General features: G+C 62.5%; 18 protein-coding genes. 7 read left to right on the top strand and 11 right to left on the bottom strand.

The window, feature by feature from the left end; all coding sequences use genetic code 11:
- On the top strand, positions 1 to 314 hold a 314-nt coding region (locus tag Mgrana_RS14490; RefSeq protein WP_147371309.1), incomplete at its 5' end, for an N-acetylmuramoyl-L-alanine amidase family protein.
- Positions 315 to 324: 10 nt separating this feature from the next.
- On the opposite strand, the gene Mgrana_RS14485 is transcribed toward Mgrana_RS14490, so the two are convergent.
- Positions 325 to 1,578 (bottom strand): caspase family protein, encoded by a 1,254-nt coding sequence (locus Mgrana_RS14485; RefSeq protein WP_119358308.1) that lies wholly within the window; start codon positions 1,576 to 1,578, stop codon positions 325 to 327.
- 245 nt (positions 1,579 to 1,823) lie between these two features.
- Between Mgrana_RS14485 and Mgrana_RS14480 the strand changes: the two genes are divergently transcribed.
- Positions 1,824 to 3,092 carry a CHASE2 domain-containing protein gene (locus Mgrana_RS14480; RefSeq protein WP_119358307.1) on the top strand — a complete coding sequence of 423 codons (1,269 nt, stop codon included), beginning with the start codon at positions 1,824 to 1,826 and terminating at the stop codon, positions 3,090 to 3,092.
- Positions 3,061 to 3,909 (top strand): hypothetical protein, encoded by an 849-nt coding sequence (locus Mgrana_RS14475; RefSeq protein ID WP_147021126.1) that lies wholly within the window; start codon positions 3,061 to 3,063, stop codon positions 3,907 to 3,909. Before Mgrana_RS14480 ends, Mgrana_RS14475 begins: the two co-directional genes overlap by 32 nt.
- 32 nt (positions 3,910 to 3,941) lie before the next feature.
- Here Mgrana_RS14475 and holA read toward each other — a convergent pair whose 3' ends face one another.
- The 3 genes from holA to Mgrana_RS14460 all read right to left on the bottom strand — a co-directional run bounded on the left by holA (position 3,942) and on the right by Mgrana_RS14460 (position 8,184).
- Positions 3,942 to 4,877 (bottom strand): DNA polymerase III subunit delta, encoded by a 936-nt coding sequence (holA, locus tag Mgrana_RS14470; RefSeq protein WP_119358305.1) that lies wholly within the window; start codon positions 4,875 to 4,877, stop codon positions 3,942 to 3,944.
- 49 nt (positions 4,878 to 4,926) lie between these two features.
- Positions 4,927 to 7,080, bottom strand: a complete 2,154-nt coding sequence (locus tag Mgrana_RS14465; protein ID WP_119358311.1) for a TRAP transporter permease — start codon at positions 7,078 to 7,080, stop codon at positions 4,927 to 4,929.
- Between the two features lie 108 nt (positions 7,081 to 7,188).
- Entirely contained in the window at positions 7,189 to 8,184 is a 996-nt protein-coding gene (locus tag Mgrana_RS14460) for a TAXI family TRAP transporter solute-binding subunit (RefSeq protein WP_119358310.1), read from the bottom strand.
- A gap of 220 nt (positions 8,185 to 8,404) precedes the next feature.
- Here Mgrana_RS14460 and Mgrana_RS14455 point away from each other — a divergent pair, with 220 nt between their 5' ends.
- Entirely contained in the window at positions 8,405 to 9,643 is a 1,239-nt protein-coding gene (locus Mgrana_RS14455; RefSeq protein WP_119358309.1) for an MFS transporter, read from the top strand.
- A 6-nt stretch (positions 9,644 to 9,649) separates the two neighbouring features.
- Here Mgrana_RS14455 and Mgrana_RS14450 read toward each other — a convergent pair whose 3' ends face one another.
- Complete coding sequence (locus Mgrana_RS14450; protein WP_119358304.1) at positions 9,650 to 10,102, bottom strand: hypothetical protein; 453 nt, start codon at positions 10,100 to 10,102, stop codon at positions 9,650 to 9,652.
- A 98-nt stretch (positions 10,103 to 10,200) separates the two neighbouring features.
- Here Mgrana_RS14450 and Mgrana_RS14445 point away from each other — a divergent pair, with 98 nt between their 5' ends.
- Positions 10,201 to 11,118 (top strand): threonine/serine dehydratase family protein, encoded by a 918-nt coding sequence (locus tag Mgrana_RS14445; RefSeq protein WP_119358303.1) that lies wholly within the window; start codon positions 10,201 to 10,203, stop codon positions 11,116 to 11,118.
- Positions 11,119 to 11,126: 8 nt separating this feature from the next.
- On the opposite strand, the gene Mgrana_RS14440 is transcribed toward Mgrana_RS14445, so the two are convergent.
- The 4 genes from Mgrana_RS14440 to Mgrana_RS14425 all read right to left on the bottom strand — a co-directional run bounded on the left by Mgrana_RS14440 (position 11,127) and on the right by Mgrana_RS14425 (position 15,792).
- Positions 11,127 to 12,239 carry a DegT/DnrJ/EryC1/StrS family aminotransferase gene (locus Mgrana_RS14440; protein WP_119358302.1) on the bottom strand — a complete coding sequence of 371 codons (1,113 nt, stop codon included), beginning with the start codon at positions 12,237 to 12,239 and terminating at the stop codon, positions 11,127 to 11,129.
- Between the two features lie 45 nt (positions 12,240 to 12,284).
- Positions 12,285 to 13,460, bottom strand: a complete 1,176-nt coding sequence (locus tag Mgrana_RS14435; protein WP_240631392.1) for an LptF/LptG family permease — start codon at positions 13,458 to 13,460, stop codon at positions 12,285 to 12,287.
- Between the two features lie 70 nt (positions 13,461 to 13,530).
- Positions 13,531 to 15,168: a hypothetical protein gene (locus Mgrana_RS14430; protein ID WP_147021127.1), complete on the bottom strand. Its 1,638-nt coding sequence runs from the start codon at positions 15,166 to 15,168 to the stop codon at positions 13,531 to 13,533.
- A gap of 3 nt (positions 15,169 to 15,171) precedes the next feature.
- A complete protein-coding gene (locus tag Mgrana_RS14425) occupies positions 15,172 to 15,792 on the bottom strand; it encodes a hypothetical protein (RefSeq protein ID WP_119358299.1) in 621 nt (206 codons plus the stop codon).
- 151 nt (positions 15,793 to 15,943) lie between these two features.
- On the opposite strand from Mgrana_RS14425, the gene Mgrana_RS14420 reads away from it, so the two are divergent.
- A complete protein-coding gene (locus Mgrana_RS14420) occupies positions 15,944 to 17,053 on the top strand; it encodes an N-acetylmuramoyl-L-alanine amidase family protein (RefSeq protein WP_119358298.1) in 1,110 nt (369 codons plus the stop codon).
- Positions 17,054 to 17,068: 15 nt separating this feature from the next.
- On the opposite strand, the gene Mgrana_RS14415 is transcribed toward Mgrana_RS14420, so the two are convergent.
- Positions 17,069 to 17,527 (bottom strand): hypothetical protein, encoded by a 459-nt coding sequence (locus Mgrana_RS14415; RefSeq protein WP_119358297.1) that lies wholly within the window; start codon positions 17,525 to 17,527, stop codon positions 17,069 to 17,071.
- Between the two features lie 101 nt (positions 17,528 to 17,628).
- Between Mgrana_RS14415 and Mgrana_RS14410 the strand changes: the two genes are divergently transcribed.
- Entirely contained in the window at positions 17,629 to 18,075 is a 447-nt protein-coding gene (locus Mgrana_RS14410) for a hypothetical protein (RefSeq protein ID WP_119358296.1), read from the top strand.
- 309 nt (positions 18,076 to 18,384) lie between these two features.
- On the opposite strand, the gene Mgrana_RS16885 is transcribed toward Mgrana_RS14410, so the two are convergent.
- The coding region (locus Mgrana_RS16885) for a hypothetical protein (RefSeq protein WP_119358295.1) at positions 18,385 to 19,978 on the bottom strand (1,594 nt) is incomplete at its 5' end.

Genomic DNA, 19,978 nt, shown 5'->3' with positions numbered 1-19,978 from the left:
CCTCACCGCTGCCCCTTCCCCCCGTCACCCCGCAGATGGGCTCGAGCCGGCGGATGGAGCTCTCGCGCACCCTGGCCAGCCGGGTGATGTCCTACCTTCTCTCCACCACCGCGGCCCTCAGCCGGGGGGTGCGCACCGCCGATTACTTCGTCAATAAGTTCGCTACCGTGCCCTCCATTCTGGTGGAGATCGGCTACGTGACCCATCCCATCGAGGGGCTCAACCTGCGCAACAGCGATTACCGAGACCGCATCGCCTACGGCATCGCTCGAGGGGTGCTGGAATACCTCGAAAACGACTACCCCACGGAATAGGGCCCGGCGCTCACCGCGGCACTCCCTGAACGGCCCCGGCCTGGAGCCGCTGCAAAAATCGGGTCTCTTTGAGCTTACCGGCCAGGTACTCGCTCAAATCGGGAGCCGCCCTGCCCGACTGGATCATGGCGGCCAGGCTCCAGAACTGCTCGAGCCGAATCTTCCCGGCCTGCCTCAATGCACCGACCTGCCGCAAGCGCCAATCGGTCTTGGGGTCTGCGGGAACCCCAGGGATGGCCCCCGCATCCGCCAAAAAAATGAACTGGGTGTTGGTCAAATAGCCACCCAGATAAAAGCGGAGATCCTCCGGCTGCCGGGCCCTCTCGACCCAAGCCGCCAGGGCATCGAACTGCTCCCCGCTCAGGTATCCCCCCAGCTTGAGGGCCGCAAGCCGGCGCTTCCCCACCGCAACCGGGTTGAGGGCTAGGGCGTAGCCCTCCGGGCCATAGAGCTTGGGGGTTTGGGTGTTGCCCCTGGCCGCAGCAAACTCCTCAACCTTGGCTGCAGCATAGGCGTGGGCTTCCCCCACCGTGACCAGGCCATCCCCATTGGCATCCCCCTTGCCGCTCATGGCCTCGAGCAAGTAGGTGGTGAATACCCCGCCGCCCAGATCGGCATCCTCCCAGCTGGGCTGGGTATCGGAGGAAGAGGCCAGGATGATATCCCCTCCAAGGGGGATCAGGGTCTGGGGTCTGGGCGCATCCTTGCGGCCAGGCAGGGCAAAGCTGCGTGAGCCCGGCTGGGAACGCCCGCTGAAACAAGCATCCACAATCAGGAGCAATCGGCCCCGGCCCTCGCTCTCGCTCTTGACCAGGGCCTGCAGCTCGGTCAGCGGCAGCCAGGTCTCCTCATCATTGATTTTGGCGTCGCTGGGCATCATTGAGGGTTGGCCTGCACGGTTGGGCATACCGTGGCCGGAGTAGTACACGATCAGGGTCTCACCGGGGGCCAGCCGCCTCGAGAACTCCCGCAGCTCAGCCTCAATCGCGGTCTTGCTGGCATCGGTATCCAGGAGAAGCCGGACCTTGCTCACCCGCCCTTTGTTGGGATCGCGCAGGGCCTGGGCCATCTTTCGGGCATCGCTCTCGGCAAAGCTCAGGGGGGGTAGGCCGGGAGTTTCAGGATAGGGACGATAGTTGTTGATCCCGATGACCAGGGCGTAGGTTTGGGAAGCCTTAAGGGGGTCTTGAGCCTGGACCAGCCCGCCCAGCACCGCCCCAGACACCAGCCAGGGCAGGGCGTACAACCGGCCTGAGCACCCCATCGTTTGGCTCCGTTTCCTACCCTCGAGCGCGAAACAGCAGGAAGCGGGAAGACCACGTAGCCAACGCTCTTAATCCAGCCAAAAGGGTAGATTTACAGTATAGCACGGTAAAGACAGCTTTTTCATCTTTTCGCATTGCGTCCACAAGCACACCAGTGCTAGTATTAGCTGGAAGGTTTTAGTACAAGATATAGAGGGAAGACCTCCCTCGTTTTGCCCGTTTTAGCTTCCCCTCGAGCCAATACGTGGATAGCAGAAGCCCTCCGGCCTCAGCCCAGCCGCCCCGCCCCTGGCGGTCCTCAGCGCATGCCCAAAAAGCCCTGAAGCACACCCTGTTGGTGGTGCTGGTGATGCTGCTGCTTTCCTTTGTGCTGGCCCATAACCTTTTGGGGCCCTTCTCGAGCTTCATCAAGCTGCCCCAGGGCACCGCGCTGGACCAGCTGACCCGCACCCTGTATCACTTCGGGGCCCCCGCGCGCGGAGGATTTCCTTTGGTGGTGCTGGTGGAGCTGGACCAGCGCAGCGTCGAGAGGTTGAGCCCTCAGGGCTACGTCTTCAACCGAGGGCAGATGGCCCGTATCCTCACCAAGCTGATGGAGTATCGCCCTCGAGCAGTGTTCCTCGACTTCGACCTGAGCCAGCCCACCAATGAGGGAGGGCGGTATTCTGCCGGTGACGCTCAGCTTCTGCATACCCTGCGGGGGATCTCCTTCCCTCTGTTGCTGCCCGACCCGCAGGTGCTGGGGTTGCCGCTCGCCCAAGTTAACCCCCACCTGCAACCGGTGGCTGCCCAAATTTTGTATGACAGCGATGGCCAAGCTCGGATGATCCCCCGGCCCCGGAGCGGGCACCCCTTACCCGCAGCCCTGGCCCTGTACTGCGCTGGGGCTGGGCTCGACGAGACCCGTTGCCGGGAGATTGCCGGAGGGAGCGGGGAGGGCAAGCGCATCGTCTTCCGCGAGGTGCGCCGCTACGGACCCACCTCTGAGGGGGCGCAACTCTGGCCGGGGCTGACCGTGGTGGGCGCGCTCGAGCTGCTGGAGGGTACCCTGGCCCGATCGCCTCAGACCGAGGGGGCCCTCTTTTTGGTGGGACGCACGTTTCCCCTGGCCGACGATGCCCACTTCACCCCGGTAGGGCCGCTCCAGGGCATTGACATCCACACCAATGCCCTGATGACCCTCGCCACCTACCGCCACTTTTCCGAGGTGCTGCGGCTGGGCCCGGTGCTTCTGGTGCTGGCCGGTTTGGTCTTCATCTCGCTGTGGCTGACCTACGGCCTTCTGGACGGCGTGCTGCAGGCGAGCCGTTGGCGCGACCTGACCAAGTCCCTGCTCGAGACCGCAGTGGCCGGCTGGTTCTTGTTCTTTGCCGGGGTCTTGGTGTTGCAGGTGTATGGCCAGTTCCTGGACTACCTCTTCCCCATCCTGGCGTTTCAGCTCGGGATGCTGGCGGCTAAGGCATTTAAAGGAGGTAAGCGCAATGAAAGAACCCTCAAAGGTGAAAAGCCCTGATCCGGGGGCTAGCCCTGGAAGGAAGCCCTTGAGGCTTAGCGCCTGGATTTTGATCGGGCTGGGCTCTCTGGCCCTGGCGGGCCCGGCCCGGCTCGAGCTCGGCGGAAAAGCTCAGGTCACCCGTTCGGATGGAAGCACCCAAAGCTACAACCGCAGCGGTGGGGTGACCCTCAACCTCAACCTCGAGGCCGGGGACCGGGTGTGCGTGCTCGAGGGCAAGGGGCAGCTCTCTTACGGGGTCAAGGTCTACACCCTGTCCCCTTCGGGAACCTCCTGCTTCGAAGTCGCCAGGCCCAAAAGCTTCTGGGATAGCCTGGTGGCCAGCTGTCAGGACATCGGGGTATGCAAAAAGGAGGCTGAGAAGGCCTTTGTCAAAGAGGCCAAGAGCCGAGGGGCAGAGGGCAGTGTCCCGGTTCTGTACCTACCTGCCGACTACCGCCTCCCCACCTTGAGCCTGCCGATCAACGGGGGGGAAAGCCTGCGGCTCCTGAGCGCCTCCGGGAAGGAGATCCTCACCCTGCGCAGCGAGGCCCAAGGGGCCTTTGTCCTGCCCACGGAGAGGCTCCGGGGGGCCTCGAGGCTAGAGGTGCGCAACCCCTCCGGAGTGGTCCTCTACGCCGCGCCCATCCGCTGGGTCAGGCTCGAGGGCCAGGCAGCACCGGACAGCCTTTACGAGGCGGCCCTCTTCCTCTGGCTGACCCAGGAGGTGAGTTATGCCCCCGCCGCGTACAGCTATCTGGTGGCCGGGGGTAACCTCGAGCTAGCCCAGACCCTCGAGGCCCAGATCCGCAGCGAGTTCAAGGGCAGCATCCCCTAGAAACCCCCTGTCCGCAGGGCTCCAATCTGGAGCTAGTGCGCGGGGGCCTGGCTGAGCGTCAAGCGGATCACGGCCCGCTCGAGGGCCAGCCGGGGGTCTTTTCCCCCCTTGGCCGCCTTCTCTGCTTCCAGCAGGGTTTCCAGGGCCTCCTCCACCTCGGCTGGACTCATGCTCTTGGCCAGCCGCAGGGTTTGCTTGGCGGCATAGGGATGCATCCCCAAGGCCGAGGCCGCCTCGCCTTCCCCCAGCAAGGGGTTTTCCCGCAGCAGGGCCCAGGCCCTGGCCACCCGCACATACTGCCAGGACAGCGCACCCAAAATGCGCAGGGGATCCTCGCCCCGCTCCAGCAGGGCTCGAGTCTGTTTGAAGGCCGCACTGAGCTTACCCTCGGTGGTCGAGCGGACCAGATCGAAGCCGGAGAGCGGAGCCTCCAGCGCGACCAGGGCCTGAACCTTCTCCAGCGTCAGCGGGGAGGGCAGCAGGGCCAGCTTCTGTAGCTCCTGATCTAAGGCCTCGAGGCCCAGCGCGGGGTTCTCCGCGCTGCCCCTCCCCCCAACCAGGCCCGCCAGGTAATTGGCGATCGCCGCCGGCAGTTTGAGGTCATAGCGCCGGGCCCGGTTGGTCAACCACTGGGCTAGCTCACGCGGACCAGGGGTGGGGTGGTCGCGGAGCTGAGCCCGCTCGGCATACCATTTCCGGCGGGCTGCGGTCGGTTTGGGGTCCAGCAACAGCACTGCAACCTCGGGCAAAAGCCCCTCCAAGACCTCCCTCAGCGGCTTCCACTCGGCCTCGGACAGCTCCCGCAAATCCGCACAGACCCCGCTCGGACCAAACAAGCCCCCGCCCGCCTCCTGGGCAATAACTGCGGGCTCTGGGGGGACCAGACGGGGGGGGATCCCCTGCAGCACAGCCTCTGCCCGCAGGGCTTCTCGAGCCAGAAACGCATCCCCAGTAAAAACCTGAATCACACCCCCTACAGTCTATCCGAGGCGGGAGGGGGCCGGTTGCCCATGGGGTTCAACCCAAGGCCTGGGGGCTCACCTGGCGCTCCCGCCGCAGGAAGAACAACAGGCATAGCGCCAGCGGGATAAACCCCAGCCAAAGGTTGGAGTAGGGGAAAAACAGCGAGACCGCCAAAATCCCCATCACCCAGCTCTCCCAGCGGGCCAGCGCCCGACGGGTATACCCTACGGTCGCAGCGCTCATGAAGACAATCGCTGCCGCGGTGAAGAAAAAGCGCTCGAGGATGATCAGCCAGCCCTCTACTCCCCCCACGCTCTGAAGCACCGGTAGGATCAGGAGACCGGTTCCGGTAAAGGACAGCAAAAAGAAAAACCCGACGATGTACTTCGATAGGGCCACTCGAGCGGCATACACCCCGGTGGCAATGGGATCGGTTTTGAAGACCGACGCGGAGGCATAGGCTGAGAGGGCCACTGGCGGGGTCACGTCTGCCAGCACAGCGTAATAAAACAAGAACATATGGGTGGCCAGCGTTGCCGCCAGCGTGGCCTGCTCTGTCCCTAGGCCATACCCAAGGAAATTCGACTTGGCTAGGGCGATGATGGCCGGTGCGGTGAGCGAGGAGGTCAGCACATACGTCGCGGTAGGGGGGACCCCCATCCCCAGTATCAGGCTAAACACCGCGGTGACCAGTGTGGCTAAAAGCAAACTTTCACCGGAGACCTGCCCCAGAAAGATCGAGAACTTCGAGGGCAACCCCGTGATCACCATCATGGCGAAGACTAGGTTGGCCGCTACGATCGCCGTACCAATGGGAATGAGCTGGCGGAACCCTTCAGCTAGGCCGTTTACAATGGGCATAAAGCCTTTAGGGCGCAGCGTGGGGTCGAGGTAGGCCACCAGGATAAAGATCAGGATCGCAAGGCAGACCGCTGTCGCCACCTGAAAGCCCAGGTAGAGCATGGCGATGATGACGAGGATGGGGATAAAGATCGTGCTGTAGCGCAAGGCATAGCCTCGGCCCAGGGCCTCATCCGCCCCCACCGGGGGAAGCTTGGCCTTACGGGCGTAAAACTCATTGAAGGTGAGCACCGCCAGCAGGTACAGCAGGCAGGGCCCTAGGGCCATGATGATCACCCAGGCGTACTTGATGTTGAGGATCTCCACCATGATGAAGGCGATGCTCCCCAGCACCGGCGGGGTAATGAGGGCGATGGTCCCGGAGGTAGCAACCAACCCCGCACTGGTCATCCGGTCATAGCCGGCTTTTTCGTAGAGCGGCTTGGTTAGGGTAGCGACAAACTGGGTATCGGCAGCCCCTGAGCCGCTGAACATCCCCATAAAGATCGAGGCCAGGCCGGTGACCCGCCCCGGGGTCTGAGGGGTGCGGCCCACCAAGGCCAGGGCGATGTTAGCGACCACCCGGCCCAACCCCAGCGACCCGATGATTCCCGAAAGGATCGTGAAGTACACCAGGTACTTGGCGGAGACCCCAGTGATCAGGCCGTAAATTCCGGCTTCGGTTTCGTTATAGGTTTTGCCCAGAAGCAGATCAATCCCGTTCTTAGCCCCCCGAAAAGTGCCTGGGACCAGATGGCCATACAGGTTATAGGCCAGGAAGATGAGCACCAAGCTGGGCATGACCGGGCCCAGCAGTCGGTTGACCAGCCCCAGCACCAGCACGATCAAGCTGAAGCTCATCACCATGTCCCAGCCTGCCGGGAGCACCGCCCGGTAGACCAGCTGCTCGTAGTTGATCAGCTGGTAGGCAAACGGGGCGATGGCCAAAAGGGCCGCCAGGAGATCGGTATAGCGCCGCCCCTTGGGGATAAGAGCCGGAAACACCGCCACCCCCCAGGCCAGCGTCCCCACCAGCTTCCCCAGAAGCGGAATCTCTACACCGCGCACGTTGGGAACCCAGAAGGTGTAGAGAAAGGGCAGGGACAAGGCCACAAACACCCACGAACCCAGGGTACGTTTGGCCGGTCTGCCTTGGGCGGTGAGCAGGTAACCCGCAAAGACCAAGAAGAACACGTGGGTAGCCCGCTCGAGCTGCACCGTATCCAAAAAGGTGAGGTTCAGCCTGGCCAGCGGGGTAAAGGGGTGAACCACCAGATAGAGGCTGTACAGGGCTGCCACCAGCAAAACCCACCAGGTAAGCCGCCCTAGCAGGGTTCTCCTCGGCGTCTCGTGGAGTTCTGTCTCCATCATCCCTCCGTATCAAAGGATCCCTGGGCTCAGCGGGCAGACCGGGGGGTGAAAGGATTGCGCCTCACCCCCACTGGCCTCCCAAAGTCCCGAGCCTGAGCGCGGCTCTTATTTGATCGCGCCTACCTCTTTGAGGTAGCGCAATGCCCCAGGGTGAAAGGGAATTAGGGTTTTCGCGTTGTAGAGTTTGGCCGAGGCCTCGAGGGTGGTATCCCTTGCAGCCGCGGTAGCCGTTTGCAGGGTCTGGAGGCCATTGAAAACCGCCTTGGTGATGCCATAGGCCAACTCATCGGGCATCTCCTTGGGGCAGACGAACACGTTCCCGGTAAAGAGCGCCGGGGTGTCGTTGAGGGTGTTGTACACGCTCTTGGGCACGGTGCCGGTACTCAGAATCCCGGGGAAGCGCTTAAGCAACAGCTGTGCGGTGGTGCTGTTGGCGGTTACCGGCACCAGGCGAAGCCGCTTTCCGCTCCTGGCCAAGGTCTGGCCCACATCCACCACGCTGCTGGTGGGCACCCCGCCCACCCAAAAGTAAGCATCAATGGTGCCCTCGCCCAAGGCCTGGGCCGACTCCGCGGCGGGCAGGCGCTCCCGCTTGGCGAAACTGGATGGCTCCACCCCAGCCCCCTGCAGCACCAGCAAGGCCAGGTTCTCGGTGGAGCTGCCGGGCTGCCCTGTGGAAACCCGCTTGCCTTTGAGGTCTTGCAGCACCTTAATGCCGGATTGCTCGGTGGTGACGATGTGGATCAGGCTGGGGTACATGTAGAACAAAATCCGCTGGTTGTCGGCTTTCCTGTCCTTAAAGCGGGGCTCGCTACCGTTGTAGGTCACCAAAGCAGCATCGGTGGTGGTGAGGGCGCAGTAATAGGTGTTGGCCCCAGGATCGGTGCGATCCCGCAGCAGGAGCAGGTTATCGTAGGAACCACCGGTCTGCTGGGCGGTGGCATCGGCCACCCCGCTCTCGCTCAAGAGCTTGGCCACCGCCTGGCCATAGAAGAAAAACACCCCACCGGTAGAACCGGTCGGGATCACCACCCGGGGTTTCTGGGCCATCCCCAGGCCCGCCCAAAGCGCCAAGACCACACAGATAAAGATCTGTCGCATAAGGTTCACCTCCAGAAAACCAAACTGCATTGGTGATGAGGATTATAGAGGGAAGGGTTCTAATTTGGTATGGGGGTTAGCCCCAAACAATGCCCAGGCGTTTGTCCATGGTGTTGTGGAAGGCCTGGCGCTGCCCTATCTCCGAGATCTCTGCGGTTCCTCATCTCAGGTGTGAGCTTTACCGCTGACCCGTGAGTCAACTTTGCTTTATGATGAAAAAGTGCTGTCTTTAGCCCTATTGCGCGACCCCCAATATCGCACCTACTGGATTGCTCTGTTTCTCTCCCAACTGGGCAGTTGGATGCAAGCCGCTACCCAGGGCTGGTTGGTGCTCGAGCTCACCGGCAGCGCAGAGCGATTGGGGCTGGTGGTGGCCTTACAATTCGTGCCCTCGCTGCTGTTTTCCATTCCTGCCGGAGTGCTCTCTGACCGTTATAGCCGGCGCAATCTGCTCTATCTAACCCAGAGTGGAATGGGCTTGTTGGCTTTGGTGATGTCCCTCCTGATCATCAGCCATACCGTTCGTTACGAACACGTGCTGATCTTCGCCTTCCTCTATGGCGTGTTCAACGCTGCCGACCTTCCGGTACGGCAAGCCTTTACCGTAGAGATCGCAGGGCGTGACCGATATCCTGGGGCCATTGCCCTCAACTCGTTTGGTTTCAACACCAGCCGGGTGATTGGTCCAGCCTTGGCCGGATTGCTCATCGCCGGGTTAGGGCTGGGCTGGAGCTACTTCGCCAACGCACTTTCCTTTGTCCCCTTGCTGCTGGTCTTGCGCAGGGTACCGCGACTGACCCCCCAAACCCAACCGGGCAGTGTGCTGAAGGATGCCCTCGAGGGACTCCACTTCGTGTGGAACCACGGGTTGGTGCGCCAGGTAGTACTGCTCATCGGGCTCTCGAGCCTCTTCGGGATGAACTTCGCCACCATCGTGCCGGTATATGCCCGGCTGCAACTGGGGCTGGAGGCCCAGGGCTATGGTTTTCTGATGTCGGCGGTGGGGCTCGGCAGCATCGTGGCCGCGGTGGTTCAAGCCCTCGGAGCAGGTGCGCGGCCCTTACGGGCGGTTCTGGGCAGCCTGGTGCTGGGCGGGGCCCTCGTGCTCCTGATCTGGCCCCTGCCACCCCTGTGGGTTGCAGCGGTCCTGGCTTTGGGGGGGTTGGGCATGATCACCACCAACATCAACGCCAACACCACCGTCCAACTGATCGCCCCCGATCGCATTCGGGGCCGGGTGATGTCGGTGTACTCGATGGTGCTCTTGGGCTCAGGGCCGCTGGGGGCCTACTTATCGGGTCTGCTGATGGAACACTTCGGGGCCCGGCAGGGGGTGGCTGCGATGGGGCTGCTCACCCTTTTGTCCACCCTGTACCTAATGCGCTTCCCCTGGCCCCGCAGGCTTGCGCTTGCCCCCACCCCTCAGCCCGCTCCGGTTGCTGGGGCTGCCGCGGACTGAGGGCCTTTAATCGGACACAACCTCGAGATCCTCCTCGGAATCCGGTGGATCCAGAAGCCCTTGCGCCTCGAGCTGCAGGAGATCTACTTTGGCCGAGCGCTCTAGGCTGTCTTTGCTGTACACCCCGGCCTGCTGCAGCTGTTTGGCCAGCCCATCCACCCCCTCAGGAGAGGCATACTGCAGGGTGATGGGCAGGTTCAACACGTCTTGCAGGCGCACCTTGTAGATCTGGTCGAGGCTCGAGAGGGCCTCTACCAGCTCCTGGGGGGTTTCGAACCCCTGGCTTACGATGTTGCGGTGAGGGCGCGGGTGGTTGGTGGTGGCGGTGCTGCCCACCAGCAGATCAAAATGCCGCTCTCGGCGGTAAACCCAAAGCTGGATCCACTCCGACGCCCCTTGCAAACTGCCCACCGCAAGCTGTCCCGAAGTCATCACCAAAACCGCTTCAGCCAAGCACATTTATCCCCAAGTCTAGAGCCATAGCCGCAAAACCCCGGGTATTTTTACCCAGAACAGGCCCCTACTGTTTGGGTTACTGGAGCGTTACAGTACGGGGGATGCTAACCTTAGAGACCATCCAAGCCGCGGCGGCCCGGATACATCCCTACATCCACCAAACCCCAGTGTTCACCAGTCAGGGGCTTGATCGCCGCTTTGGCAAGCGCTTGTTTTTCAAGGGGGAGCACCTGCAAAAAACCGGCAGCTTCAAGGCTCGAGGGGCGCTCAACGCCGCCTTACAGCTGCAAAACCCCAAGGGCCTCATCGCGGTCTCCTCGGGCAACCACGCCCAGGGGGTGGCCTACGCCGCACAGGTCATCGGCAGACCCGCCCTGATCGTGATGCCCCAAGACGCTTCCCCGCTCAAGAAAGCTGCTACCCACGCCTATGGAGCCGAGGTCTACGACCAGGGGGTGACGGTGGAAAACCGCGAGCAGGTGGTGCGCGAACTGGCCCAAGAGCTGGGATACGAGCTCATCCACCCCTTTGATGACCTGCGGGTGATGGCCGGGCAGGGCACCCAGGCCCTCGAGCTGCTCCAGCAGGTACCCGAGCTCGATGCGGTGCTGGTTGCGGTAGGGGGGGGCGGGTTGATCTCGGGGATTGCCACGGTGGTAAAAACCCTGCGTCCGGAATGTGCGGTGATCGGGGTCGAGCCTGAAACCGCCAACGATGCCCAGCAAAGCCTCCAGGTCGGCACCCGCATCAAGCTGATGGGTGCGCCCCAGACCGTGGCCGACGGGGTGCGGACCCTGGTGGTGGGGGAACACACCTTCCCGGTCATGCAAAACCATGTGGACCGAATTTTGACCGTTCCCGACAGCGTAACCCTCGAGGCCCAGGGCTTGATGATGAGCCGCCTGAAGCAGGTGGTGGAGCCCACCGCCGGGCTGGCCTTGGGCCCTTTGCTGATGGACTACGACCTACCCCAGCGGGTAGCGGTTATCGTGTGCGGGGGAAACTGGCTGCCGGCCTGATCGTCCCGCTATCCAAAGCTCCGCACGGCCTCGAGCACGGCCTCGAGCTGGGCCTCTTCGAGAAACGGATGCATCGGCAGGCTCAGCACCTCGCGGGCAGCCCGCTCCGCCTCCGGCAGCGAGCCTTCAGGGGCCAGATCGCGATAGGCCGGTTGTAGATGGGCCGGGAGTGGGTAATGAACGCTGCTGCCGATCCCTCGAGCCTTTAGGTGCTCGGCCAGCCGGTCGCGCTGGGGATGGCGTATGGTGTACTGGTGAAAGATGTGCAGGGCATAGGGGGCCTCGTAGGGGGTCTGGACCACCCCTTTCAACCCTTCGCTGTAGGCATGGGCGATCGCGCGGCGGCGGGCATTCCAGGCCTCGAGGTGCGGCAGCTTGACCCGCAGGATGGCCGCTTGCAGGGCGTCCAGCCTCGAGGTGTATCCAGCCGGGCGCACATGATGATACCGCGCGGCCTGCCCGTGGGAGGCAATTAACCGGGACTCCTCGGCAATAGCGGGGCTGCGGGTGGCGATAAACCCGGCATCGCCATAGGCCCCAAGGTTTTTGGTGGGGTACAGGCTAAAGGCTCCAGCCATTCCGATCGTCCCCACCCGCTGCCAAGCCGGGCCGGCCCCTTGGGAGCAATACCGGGCTCCAATGGCCTGGGCCGCATCCTCCAGCACGCTCAGGCGATGAGCCTGGGCGAACTCCACGATTGCCTGCATCGGCGCGGCCTGCCCGTACAGGTGTACCGGCAGAATGGCCCGGGTGCGCGGGGTCAAGGCGGCCCCCAGCCCCTGCGGATCCAGGTTGAAGGTCTGTGGATCAATATCCACCAGAACCGGGGTGGCCCCCACGTGCTGGATGGCCTCGATTGTGGCGATAAAGGTGAAGGGGGAGGTGATCACCTCATCCCCTGGCCCTAGGCCCATGGCCCGCAGGGCAATGAACAAGGCATCGGTTCCAGAACCCAGGGTGATGATGTGGGGCACTTCCAAATAAGCGGCCAGTTCGCCCTCGAGGGCCTCCACCTCCGCTCCCCCCACAAACCCCCCGGAGGCCAGCACTCGGCTCACCGCAGCATCAATCTCATCTTTTAGCTCTTGGTATTCACGCTTGAGGTCTAAAACGGGAATCATCCAAAACTCCTAAGCGTAGTCTACGGCAGGGCGCTCGAGCCCGCTCTAGCGATACAGCCCCTTGCCCAAGCCCCAACCCAGCCCCAGGGCCAGGGCATTGGCCATCCAGGCGGCGATCTCCGGAGCAATGACCCCGGTCAAGGCCAGGGTTTTGCCGATGGTAAAGACCACGTAGTAGAGGATGGTCAAGATCAAGGCGCTGGCCAGCGCGCCACCTGGGCTGATCCCACGGCGCACCGCCACCGGGAGGGCCAGAAAGAGCACCGCCAGGTTGGCAAAGGCCAGCGCCACCCCGGTATGCCACTGGGCCCGGGCCTCCAGCCACTCCTTGGGGGAAGCCGCCGGGGCCTGCAGTTTATGCCACCAGCTCGAAAGCGGGATCGAGGACTCAAACCCGCCCCCAGCGTACTGGGCCTCGAGGTCCTGTTGGCTGCGGGAGAGCTGGATGCTGAGTTCGGCCCCCGGCGGCCCCAGGTTTTGGGCCTTAATGAAGCCCTGCAAGTAGGCCTGAGCCTCGTCCAGGCGGTTGAAATCAGGCAGAGGCAACTGGGCCAGATCCAGCGTGAAGACCCGATAGTCCTTGAAGACCAGGCGATGCCCCTCGAAGCGGGCGCTCCGGGCCAGGATTACCGTGAGGGTTTGATCCTGCCACCGCTCCAAGCGCACCCCCACCACGGCCTGGGCGGTGGGGTCGTAGTGGGCGAAATACAACCGGTAGGGACCTACCGCCAAATCCTGCCCGGCCAGCCGGAACAGGGCATTGCGCTCGGGGACCAAGACATTCCAGTACATCAGCACCGAGGTCCGGTTGGCCCAAGGGATCACCCACTCGGCCAGCCCCAGCGATACCCCTGAAAGTATCAGCCCTCCAATCAGGAAGGTGCGGGCTGTGCGCAATACCGAGATGCCCCCGGCCTGGATTACCAACAGCTCATTCTCCCGGGAGAACCGTCCGTAGGTCAGGAGCACCGCCAGCAGCATCGCCGTGGGCAGGGCCAGCGAAACCGCCGCCGGGATAAAGAGCAGCATCCACTCGAGCACCTTCCAGCCGCTGGCCGCACCCAGATACTGGGCTCTGGGCAGCACATTGGTCAGGATGCCCAGCACCACATACAGCACCAGCCCAAAACCAAAAATCGGCAAGGCCTCACGCAGGAAGTAGCGGTCCAGGCGGGTCATGAGCACCGGTTGGGCCGCTCGGGGCGGGGCTTGAAGAGGCACGGCTGGGCCTGTTTTAGCGATCGGAAGGCTCTAAAGGCATTGGGCATAGCAGGATCAGGGGTGGGGAGGCTCATCGCAGCTCGAGGCCAAATATAAACTTTCCGGCTACCGTCTCGTCGGGGGTTTGCGGGATGAAAATGTATTGATACCCCACCTTCCACACCACGCAGCAGTCGGCGTAGCGCAGCTCCAATCCGGCCCGGGTCAGGCCCCAGCCGGTTCCGGGACGTTGGGTGGTACCGTAGTCGTACCCCACCCCGATACTGGGGGCCAGGCTAAAGCTGTCGGTGCAGGACAGGGGGTTGGGGATAAAGCCGAGCTGTAGCTCTCGGCGCTCGATGTCTTCCAGGCCATCGGAGCGGGTGACCTTGCCGTAGCACCCCACGCAGAAGTTGTACTGGGCCCAGAGCTCACCGAAGGGCTCTCTCAGCCCATAGCGAACCGCCCCCACCAGCTCGTTCGCCAGCAGGTCCCCACTGGCTCGAGCGGTGAGGCCAAGGTAGGCCAAATCGCCGGAAATCTTCTGGGTGGCTGGATGGCGCTCGAGCCAGAAACGCCCAGGGCGGTTTTCCGTGCTCCAATCGTAGCGCAGCCCCAGGCTGAACTCCCCGCTGTAGCGGCCCTCCAAGCTCCCCCCAAACACCAGGTAGGTTGGCCAGCGGTCGTAAAGGGCGATTCCGGCAAAAGGCTGAAACTCCAGGCCAAAGGGGCCTTCTCGAGCAGCATAACGGTAGCGCAGCTCAGAACCAGTGGCCAGACCCTGCTGGGGGCCCATCTGCGGGTAGAGGTAGTTCTCATCACGGGCGATCTGGCCGTACACCTCGAGGCCCCAGCCGCCCAGCTCCCAGGCCTGCCGCAGGCGAAAACCGTAATGCCCATCCTCGGTGTTGTGGAGGAACAGAATGGGCCCATCCTGTACCAAGCTGCGGCTCTTGAGCCCACTGGCCCGCACCTCGAAATAGGCCCGCCCCTGGCGGTCTGTTCCCTCGGCGGCCATGCCCAGCCCCAGTCCGGGATCGGGGCTGCCCAGGTTGAGCAGCACCAGGGTCAGGCTCGAGGCAATCCCAAACTTTTGATCCGTCTTCACCGGAAAGTCCTGCAGGCCCACATTGAAGCCTTGGTCGAAATCGGCCCGCAGCGGCAGACTGTCCCCACTGCCCCGGCTGGGCAACCCTAGGATCTCCAGCAGGGACGACTGCGGGGTAACCTTTAGCTCCTGGAACTGGGCCAGCCCCAGGGTATGGAACTGCAGCTCGCTGCGCTCGAGCACGGCCTCTCCGGTAGCGGTATCGAAGCGCATGCTCTGGGAGAGCACGCGCAGATCATCCCCGCAACGGCAGGTGGTGACGCGAATGCCCTCGGCCAGCAGTATCTGGCCCTCAATCCGTCCGGTCTGGGCCCAGAAATGGTATCGAGCGGTCTGAACCTCAATTTCCTGAGCCTGCAACACCCCTGCGGCTTGGTCATAACGCAGTTCAGGCGCGGTCAGTTTCAGGCCTTGGGTGTCCAAACAGGCCCCGTCGCTGAAGATGGCCACCTCGCCGTCGTAGTCCAGGTTTCCTCCCCCCGCAATTCCCTGGGGGGTCTCGAGGGTGTAGGGTTTATCCGTGCATCCTCCCTGAGCCCAGGCCAGAGAAACCCAAAGGAACAACAGGGCCATCGGGGCAGCGATACCGACCCGCTTGGGCCATCCTCCCAGCCTTAGCACGCCCTACAGTCTATCGGCATAGCCCTGCAGCCGTTGGAGCAGGTTGGTTGGAACCTTGGTGCTGGCCTGTACCTTTCCGCCGTTGAAGCTCAACAACAGGGTGCTGTTGGCCTTCTGACCGCGCAAGGTAGCGCCGGCATCTTTGTAGGTGAAGTTTCCCAGCACCAGAGCCTGGTTTTTATCGGCATCCACCACCACTGTCTCCGCCTCGAGGCTGGGGCTGCTGGAGCGTATCTGCCCCTTGAGCACCAGCACATTCTCTCCCAGCAATAGCCCCTGCCGAGCGGTGATCTCCTTGAAGGTGCTCGAGCTGTAGCGCACAACCTCCATGCGCAGGGTATCGGGTTTTTGCTGGTACTCGAGGCTTTGGGCAATGAATTCCCCGTCCCTGCTCCTCAACCGAGCTTCCCTGGCCCGGATAAACTCTCCATCTTTGTACTGGATGTACTTGGCCACCAGCGAAAGCCCGCTCTTGTTGTCGGTGATGGTCCCTCCGGTGTTCAGGGTGTATACCCCGGTGGTGGCGTCCAGCTCGGAGTTGCCGTTGGGTTTGACCTCAAAACCCACAAACCGCGCCGCCAAAGCCAAGGAGGCCAGGAGCAGAGCCGCACACACTCGCTTCATGCTGCTGATTCTCCGGGTTCGCGGTTTGAGGGGGATGAGGGGAGGCTTTGCCCCCGCTCCATCTAGGGCTCAGCGAGGCTGGCCAAGCCGTGCTCTTGCTGAGTGATTCATGAGCAGATTAAGGCCTACGGATGGGCTATACTGGCAGCAAATGCGGTTTCTGGCCTTGCTCACGGTGCTGCTGACCATCGCCCTGGCCTTTCCACGTCTGGGGCTGCATGAAGGCTACACCCGAATGGTCTTTGACCTGGGGCCGGGTACGACCTATCAGGTCGCGCAGGGCGACGGAACCCTGACCCTGAAGTTCCAGGGCATCCGCCCGGCTGCTGACGATGCCGATGTGGACTCACCGCAGGTGGCTTCCTATCAGGTGGTCAGCGGGAAGAATGGCGCTACCGTGTACATTCGGCTCAAACCTCAGGTCAAGGTTAAAACCTCTCTGATGCAAGACGGCAATGGGCGGCGGCTGGTGGTGGACCTGCTGAGCAGCGATAAACCCCAGATCACCCCGACCTCGAGCAAACCCACCCCCAGCCCCAAACCTCGAGTACAGACCGATCCCGATAAAAAGCGGATCGTGGTGCTGGACCCCGGCCATGGCGGCATAGACTCCGGGGCGGTGGGGTATGTGACCGAGAAGGCCATCACCCTCGACGTGGCCTTGCGGGTCCGCAAGCTGCTGCAAGACCAGGGCATTCAAGTGGTGATGACCCGCACCACCGACACCCAACTCTCCACCGATAAGCGCACCGACCTGGGTCTGCGGGCCGATATGGCCAACTCCAAGCGCACCCTGTTCGTCGCCATCCACGTCAACTCCTCCCCAGGGAACTCAGCACAGGGCATCGAAACCTATTACTTTGGAGACACCATGGACAGCAGCCTGCTGGCCCAGGTTTACCGTGAGAACGGCGGTGGGACCCTGGGGCAGCAACTCACCCGCGAGGCCCAAACCGTGGGGCAGCGGCTGGTCAGCGACCTGCTGGCCCAGGCCAATCTGGTCTATTCCCGCCGTCTGGCCGAAACCCTGCAAAACTCGATGCTGAGCGCAACCGGTGCGGTCAATCGGGGCATTCACTCGGCTCCTTTTTACGTCATCCGCAACGCCCGTATCCCGGCGGTTCTGATCGAGATCGGGTTTGCCAACCATCCGGTGGAGGGCCGCAAGCTGGGGACCCCCAGCTACCGCGATACCGTGGCCCAATCCATCGCCGATGGCATCCTGCGGTTTATCAACAACGGTGCGAGCGTCAGCCGATGAGGGCGCAAGCCGTCCTCAGAAGAGCCTGTTGACCCCAAAGCGCAGCTGGATCCCAAAGGCCGCCCCTCCATTGACCAGGTAGAGCGTAGGGAGCACCTCGCCGGTGAGGTGAATCTCACGGGTGGTGCCGTAATCCACCCCCAGAATACCCCGCAGGCCAACAAAGCCCGTGCCCCCCACGTTAAGGTAACCCAGGCCTGCTCCCAGATAGGGCGAAAGCCGTCCGGTATCCAAGGGCAGCAGAGCATCCAGGCCCAGCTCGAGGTAGTTGGTAGGGGAAAGCCCCAGCCCCACACTGCCCCGCAAGGTGGCCTGGTCGAGCAAGTCATAGGCTCCCCCTTGGAGGAGCAACCCGGTCAGGCCGATCCCATTGATCCACTGGAAGTTGAGGCTAGCCCCAGCGAAGGGACGGGGGGTCTGGGCGAACGCGGTCAGGCCAAGGAACACTGCCAGGAGGATCCACCACCGCTTCATAGGCTCAATCATACGGGCCCATGGTAGGGCCGCGGGGCGAGGCAGCGTAACCTTAAAGTTTGTATAAGAGCCCCCTTAGACCTCCGTGCTACACTCCGCGCATGCGGGGAAAACTGGCTTCTTGGTTTTTGCTCGGGGGGATCTTAGCGGCCTGTGGAGGCGGTGAGCCTGGGAGCGGGGGGGATCCCCCTGCAGCCCAAAAAACGTTTACCGTAAGCTACACTCCCGCGCCCAGAGACCCCAAGAATCCCCAGCCCACCGACTTTTACATCCCCAAGGCCGGGGGCAGTGTAGACCTTACGATTACAGTGAACCTCCTCTCGAGCGAGACCCAGTCGGTACGCTTCATCTTCAGCAGCCCTTCTGGGATTGCGGCCTCGGAATCCAATTTCGTGGTCAACGGGAGCAGCTCCAAAACCATTCGGATTACCGCCCCTGCCAACCTCAACCAACCGTACTTCACCATCCAAGCGACCGGCCAAGACTCCAAGGGGAGCACCCGCAATCAATACTCAACCGCCGCAACCTTTACCTGGAAACCCCAATAATACCGAATTCAAAAAGACCGTGGACAAAACCAAAAAACCCAAGAGGTTGTCTTTTTGAATCCTAGAGCGGTTACCACGAATGCTTGGCGCAACCGAGGGCGGCTGGGACAAGCATTCGTGGCAGACGCGATAGAGCACACCCTCCCTGTCGGTCGGCGAAAAAAGCGTCTCCTTTCCAAGGGGCGGTATCGCCCTCCGCTACGCGGATCACTTCGGTCGGGTTGGTTCGTCACCATTCAGTGACGAATTGACCAAATCTGGCATAAAAAGAGGGCCTGGTTTCCAGCGCTAAAACGTCCCGCAGGTCATTTAGTTCTGCCCGGTGAGGCCACCCTCGAGACCCACATGCGGTACCCCTACCCCGCGCAGGTACACCCCACGCCAGGCATCCTCGGTGCTGAACCCCCCCTGTAAACCCTCGCCGTTCACCCCGGAGTCAAAACCGGGCTTGAGGTACTGACGGATGGTTCCTGAGTCTCCCGGATTTTTACCCGCGGGCAGGGCCTCGCCGTAGAGGTCGGTCCAGAAATAACCGTCCTGTTGGCCATCGGCTTTGTCCAGTGCGGCGATGGCATCGGTGTAGCGGATACGCAGGTTGCTGATGAACACCGTGCGCTCGTCCGCCACCGAACCCGTAGATTTCACCAAGTTGCAGGTGGTATCAGCACAAAAGGTTGCGGGGTTCCGAATGTCGATATTAAGGGCGCGACCGGTGGGATTTTTATCGCCCCAAAAGCTCATCCCCAGGGCCTTATTCCCTCCTCCATGCCAGTTCTCGTAGCCGCCGGGGTCTTGGCCGTTGCTGGAGACCCGCAGGTTCTTGGAGGAGTCGGTCTGGGCCTGAAGCTGGGCCTGGGTTACGGGCTGTCCGGTCTTGACGCTGGTACAGGTCAGGTTGACCGGTGGGTTGTTGTCGCGGTTGGAGATCGTAGCCCCGAAATCCCCCTTGTAGGCCAGTTCTGCCAGCAGTTCCCCGGTTTTGAGGTTGGTGACCGCAATCACCACGGTGTGGAACTGAGCACAGGCTCGAGACTGCACCCCGGTCTCGGAGTGAATGTTGATGTACCAGCCCTGGTTAGCCCCCTCGTCGCGGATGGCAAAACCCTTGAAGCCCACATGGAGCTCGGGCTGATCGTTGAAGCGCTTGGCCACGTACTCAAAAGCAGGCTTGTACCCCACCAGCGCGGGATCGGAGCCATGTTCATGGCCATAGTAGCACCAGTAGATGGGGTCAATCTGGGGATGCCAGGTCTTGTAATCCTGACCGTCTGGGGCGGTCACCCCATAGACCTGCTTGACCGTCCAGGCGTTCTCGAGCCAGTCCGGGCAGGTGCTGTTGGGCTGAGGCCGGTCGGTCTCGGCAATTCCTGCGGGCAGCGCAGGGGGTTTAGAGCCTACCCCACCCCTCTCCCCGATCAGTACGAAATAACGGGGTGAGTCCTTGCCCTTGGAACCGGCAGCCGGCGAGCCCAAGGCGATCTCCCCGGCCCCGAAATCTTTGGTAAAGGTGGTGTAGGTTTTGCTCGAGGTGCTCAAAGAGCCCTTTCCCCAACCCGCCAGCCACAAAGCGCTGTCCTCCCAAACCACCGTCACCCGGGCCTCGCGGTTCAGGTGTATCCGCACCAGGTCACTGCGCACCTCATCGGGCCAGAGCTGCACCTCGAGCACATCCCAGCCCTCATAACCCAGATACTTAGACTGGCGCGGCTTATACTTCAGCCCTCCGTAGGCAGCCTCGGCATGGCGGTCATCCCCCACCTCGTTGACCCAGTAGTAACGGGCCACCAGGGGCAGGTTATCTCGGCTGAGTCCTTGCTTGAAGAGCGGGTGATCGGTGGAAAGCGGAGCCAGGCTGGCCAGCGGTTGAGAGCCCGATCCCCCCAGCCCCCCCAAACTCCCGCAC

This window comes from Meiothermus granaticius NBRC 107808 (genome assembly GCF_003574355.1).
Classification (GTDB): domain Bacteria; phylum Deinococcota; class Deinococci; order Deinococcales; family Thermaceae; genus Meiothermus; species Meiothermus granaticius.
This window is presented reverse-complemented; position numbering and strand designations above follow the sequence as displayed.

What these genes read in the sequence shown, in the direction of transcription:
- Mgrana_RS14485 (WP_119358308.1), bottom strand. Translation starts at nt 1,578, where the DNA reads ATGGGGTGCTCAGGCCGGTTGTACGCCCTGCCCTGGCTGGTGTCTGGG.
- Mgrana_RS14475 (WP_147021126.1), top strand. Translation starts at nt 3,061, where the DNA reads ATGAAAGAACCCTCAAAGGTGAAAAGCCCTGATCCGGGGGCTAGCCCT.
- Mgrana_RS14465 (WP_119358311.1), bottom strand. Translation starts at nt 7,080, where the DNA reads ATGGAGACAGAACTCCACGAGACGCCGAGGAGAACCCTGCTAGGGCGG.
- Mgrana_RS14460 (WP_119358310.1), bottom strand. Translation starts at nt 8,184, where the DNA reads ATGCGACAGATCTTTATCTGTGTGGTCTTGGCGCTTTGGGCGGGCCTG.
- Mgrana_RS14450 (WP_119358304.1), bottom strand. Translation starts at nt 10,102, where the DNA reads ATGTGCTTGGCTGAAGCGGTTTTGGTGATGACTTCGGGACAGCTTGCG.
- Mgrana_RS14445 (WP_119358303.1), top strand. Translation starts at nt 10,201, where the DNA reads ATGCTAACCTTAGAGACCATCCAAGCCGCGGCGGCCCGGATACATCCC.
- Mgrana_RS14440 (WP_119358302.1), bottom strand. Translation starts at nt 12,239, where the DNA reads ATGATTCCCGTTTTAGACCTCAAGCGTGAATACCAAGAGCTAAAAGAT.
- Mgrana_RS14425 (WP_119358299.1), bottom strand. Translation starts at nt 15,792, where the DNA reads ATGAAGCGAGTGTGTGCGGCTCTGCTCCTGGCCTCCTTGGCTTTGGCG.
- Mgrana_RS14420 (WP_119358298.1), top strand. Translation starts at nt 15,944, where the DNA reads ATGCGGTTTCTGGCCTTGCTCACGGTGCTGCTGACCATCGCCCTGGCC.
- Mgrana_RS14415 (WP_119358297.1), bottom strand. Translation starts at nt 17,527, where the DNA reads ATGAAGCGGTGGTGGATCCTCCTGGCAGTGTTCCTTGGCCTGACCGCG.
- Mgrana_RS14410 (WP_119358296.1), top strand. Translation starts at nt 17,629, where the DNA reads ATGCGGGGAAAACTGGCTTCTTGGTTTTTGCTCGGGGGGATCTTAGCG.